General features: G+C 61.0%; 1 protein-coding gene and 1 pseudogene. One reads left to right on the top strand and one right to left on the bottom strand.

The genetic code is table 11. The features are described from left to right. Nucleotides 1–55: 55 nt before the first annotated feature. Nucleotides 56–981, top strand: a pseudogene (locus ACFQU0_RS15430) (IS3 family transposase); the annotation flags it as partial. Here the strand turns inward: ACFQU0_RS15430 and ACFQU0_RS15425 are convergent. Next, nucleotides 959–1,793, bottom strand: an 835-nt coding sequence (locus ACFQU0_RS15425) for an IS30 family transposase (protein WP_382202325.1), incomplete at its 5' end; no start/stop codon positions are given. The pseudogene ACFQU0_RS15430 and the gene ACFQU0_RS15425 overlap by 23 nt on opposite strands.

Genomic DNA, 1,793 nt, shown 5'->3' with positions numbered 1-1,793 from the left:
TTGGAGTTGACCGGGTTCCGTGGACACATCATTCTTTGTGTTCAAGGAGTCGCAAATGTCCAAAGTACGACCGCCGTACCCGGCGGAATTTCGCCAGCAGATGGTCGATCTAGTGCGAGCGGGTCGCTCACCCGCGCAGCTCTCACGTGAGTTCGGTGTCACCGCTCAGTCCATCACCAACTGGGTCGGCCAGGCCGCCATTGATGACGGCAAACCTTTACCAGGCAAGGAAGGCCTGACCACGGCCGAGCGGCAAGAACTCGTTCGCCTGCGCCGGCAGTTGCGCCAGGTTCAGATGGAGCGCGACATCTTGGCAAAGGCTACGGCCTGGTTTGCCGGTCGCAGCGATGCGACATCCACGAAGTCTTCGGACTCGTGATGGCAAACCAGGCCGACCTTCCTGTGCGCACCATGTGCCGCGTCCTCGGTGTCTCAGCCAGCGGGTTCTATGCCTGGCGCGAACGTGCCCCGTCGCAGCGCAGCATCGCCAACGCGGTGATGACAGAGCGCATCCGCCAGATTCACCAGGACTCCTACGATTCCTATGGCATGCCCCGGGTACGGGCCGAGCTCATCGAGCAAGGCGTGTGCATCAGCCGCCAGCGTGTGGCGCGTCTCATGCGGCAAGCCGGTATCCACGGCATCAGTAAGCGCCGAGGCTTCACCGTCACCACACGTCGCGACAAACGTCAGGCCCCGGCCAATGACCTGGTCAACCGGCGCTTCCACGCCACTGGCCCGAACCAGCTGTGGGTGGCTGACATGACCTACGTGCCGACCTGGATGGGCTTCCTCTATCTGGCCGTGGTCATCGATGTCTGGAGCCGGCGTGTGGTGGGCTGGTCCATGGGTGAACGCATGACGGCAGACCTGGTGCTGGCGGCCTTGAACATGGCGCTGGAGCAGCGCAAACCCAAGGGTGTCATCCACCACAGCGACCAGGGCAGTCAGCCCGCATTCAACGAGTCGTCGCAACACTGCGTTTATTGACCGAGCGTATCAGCTCATTGAAGGCCTCTGCGGGCGTCTGCCAGTCGAGTGACTTGCGCGGTCTCGTATTCAAGGCCAGTGCTACTGCCTGCAGATCAGTTGCTCGATGCGCGCTGAGGTCCGTGCCCTTTGGGAAGTATTGGCGCAACAGCCCATTGGTGTTCTCGTTGGTGCCTCTCTGCCAAGGACTTTGCGGATCGCAGAAATAGACTTGTAGGCCAGTGTGCATTGAGAGTTTCACGTGCTGGGCCATCTCCGCTCCCTGATCCCAGGTCAGAGACTTCTTCAGCTGCTTTGGCAGCGAACTCATGACTTTTGTAATCGCCTCTCGGACGGCCTCGGCACCGTGACCTGCCAATGCGGGGCCGTGTTTGTCTCGTGGCTGCTGACGATGACCAGGCTGGGGTGGCAGATGCAGCAGCATCGTGAAGCGCGTCGTTCTTTCAACCAGCGTTCCAATTGCCGAGCTATCCAGTCCAAGGATGAGATCACCTTCCCAGTGGCCGGGCACTGCGCGATCTTCAACGCTGGCCGGTCGTTCGCTGATCATGATCTCCGCCGTGACGAACGATTTCCCGCGGGCTCTCACACGCTCTCTGGGTACGCGTAGAGCCCGTCCTGTGCGCAGGCATGCCGTCAATTCACGCTGCAACGCTCCACGACCCTGCACGTACAACGCTTGGTAGATCGCCTCGTGGCTGATACGCATCGAAGTGTCCTCGGGGAAGTCGATTGGTAGCCTATTGGAAATCTGTTGAGGGCTCCAAGCGCGCGACCATCGACGCGCTTGCCGACGCCCCTGC

Source organism: Hydrogenophaga defluvii (assembly GCF_042665235.1).
Taxonomy (GTDB): domain Bacteria; phylum Pseudomonadota; class Gammaproteobacteria; order Burkholderiales; family Burkholderiaceae_C; genus Hydrogenophaga; species Hydrogenophaga defluvii_A.
This window is presented reverse-complemented; position numbering and strand designations above follow the sequence as displayed.